The sequence below is a fragment of the Streptomyces sp. CB01580 genome (genome assembly GCF_001905795.1).
In the GTDB taxonomy this organism is placed as follows: domain Bacteria; phylum Actinomycetota; class Actinomycetes; order Streptomycetales; family Streptomycetaceae; genus Streptomyces.
Map to the genome: position 1 here is coordinate 1 of NZ_LIXJ01000082.1, position 1981 is coordinate 1981.

2 protein-coding genes are annotated in these 1981 nt (G+C 71.0%); one reads left to right on the plus strand and one right to left on the minus strand.

The features are described 5' to 3' along the window. The coding region (gene rsgA / locus AMK22_RS37185; RefSeq protein ID WP_242434339.1) for a ribosome small subunit-dependent GTPase A at positions 1-941 on the minus strand (941 nt) is incomplete at its 3' end. Between the two features lie 458 nt (positions 942-1399). On the opposite strand from rsgA, the gene AMK22_RS37190 reads away from it, so the two are divergent. Then, complete coding sequence (locus AMK22_RS37190; protein WP_073792157.1) at positions 1400-1900, plus strand: DUF5949 family protein; 501 nt, start codon at positions 1400-1402, stop codon at positions 1898-1900. Positions 1901-1981 lie beyond the last annotated feature (81 nt).

Genomic DNA, 1981 nt, shown 5'->3' on the forward strand with positions numbered 1-1981 from the left:
TCCTCGACCGCGGCGAGCACCGCGCAGCCGGGCTCGGACAGGTGGGCGCAGTCGTGGAACCGGCAGTGCTCGGCCAGTTCCTCGATCTCGGAGAAGACCTGACCGACGCCGGTCTCCGCGTCCCAGAGCCCGACCCCGCGCAGCCCCGGGGTGTCGATGAGCACGCCCCCGAAGGGCAGCACCAGCAGATTGCGGGTCGTGGTGGTGTGGCGGCCCTTGCCGTCGACCTCGCGCGCGGCCTGCACCTCCATCACGTCACGGCCGAGCAGGGTGTTGGCGAGGGTCGACTTGCCCGCGCCGGAGACCCCGAGCAGCACGCTCGTGCCACCCGACACGATCGCGGAGAACACGTCCAGTCCCTCGCCCGTGGCGGAGCTGACGGGAAGCACCTGCACACCGGGCGCGACGGCCTCGACGTCCTGGACGAGGTGCGACAGCGTCGTGGTGTCCGGCACCAGATCGGCCTTGGTCAGCACCACGACCGGTTCGGCGGCACCGTCCGCGGCGTCCGCCCCGTCGCGGAGCAGCGCCGCGCCGTCGGTGCTGGACATCGCGAGCGCGAGGAAGCGCTCCACCCGTCCCAGGTCGAGTTCCGTGGCGAGCGAGACACAGATGGCGATGTGGTCCACGTTGGTGGCGAGGACCTGTCCCTCGGAGCGCTGCGACGTCGTCGAGCGGACGAAGGCCGTACGCCGTGGCAGCAGCGCCCGTACGAACCGCGGATCCCCCTCGGGGTCGACGGCGGCCCAGTCGCCGGTGCAGACGATGCGCATGGGATCACGCGGGACGACGAACGCGGTGTCGGCCCTCAGCGTCCCCCGCGGGGTGACGACGTCGCACTGCCCGCGGTCGACCCGCACCACACGCCCGGGCAGCAGCCCCTGCGCGGCGTACGGGGCGAACGCGGCAGCCCAGCCGTCGTCCCAGCCGTACGCGGACAGCGGATGCGCGGCGGACGCGTCCTGGAAGTGAACGGAAGAGGCGGAAGAGAAGGAGGAAGAACCAGAGAACTGGGAGGACAAGGGAAACCCTTCGAAGGGTGGCCCCGGCAACGCGCACACAGGCGCGCGGAGTTGTCGAACGAAGAGGTCAGCCGGCGACCACGGGGGCGGGAACGATGCTTCTGCGGTGGGCAACGCCCATCTCGGCGACAGTCATCAATGTCCTCACCTCCTGGTTCACGCACGGGAACGGCACCGGCGGCAGTCATCCGCCCGGCGACGCCGCACACGATAGCCCGCGACCACGAGGCGCCGTCAACACGTTTTTCCACCCCCGTCGCGTCCACCCGGAGCCAAGACGCGACCCTGACGGCATTCGTCGGAGATATTCTCTGATATCCCTCGATCAGGTGATACGCATGCACATGGGCTGCTCATCGGCCGTTATGGTGCCGAGCATGACCTCACCCCAGACGGCCACCGACACGTTCACACAAGCCCAGTTGGGCACGATCTCGCTGATCGGGTGGAGCGGCGAACACCCCGACGGAGGCCCCGACGTCGCCTTCCTTCTCGTCTACTCGCTGGGCGACGGCGCGGAAGGCCCGGCCACCGGCGAGACCGCCATGCGCGCGTCCCTGGAGCGCAGCGGACTGCCGGTGGGCACCGGCCCGGTGTACGCGGCCGAGACCCCGGGGCTTCCGGTCAAGCTGCTCGTCCACGCCGGCCAGGCGGTCCTGACGCTCCCCCACTTCACCGCCCAGTACCCCGCCCCGGCCGAGTGGCTGACCGCCGCCGAGCACCGCGGCGAGGTGAACATCATGTTCGCCACCCGCCCGTGGCCCGAGGGCGCGCCGGGCCGACCGGTCGGCGAGGACCTGCTGCGCGCCTTCGCGGGAGACCCGAACGTCATCATGACCTCGGCCCACTGCGTCCTTCCGGTACGGAGCCTCGGCTGAACAACCCCCGTACGCGAGATGCCCACCGCCCCCGTGGTGCGGTGGGCATCGTCACGAACGGAGCCCGGGCTCGGCCCCGGC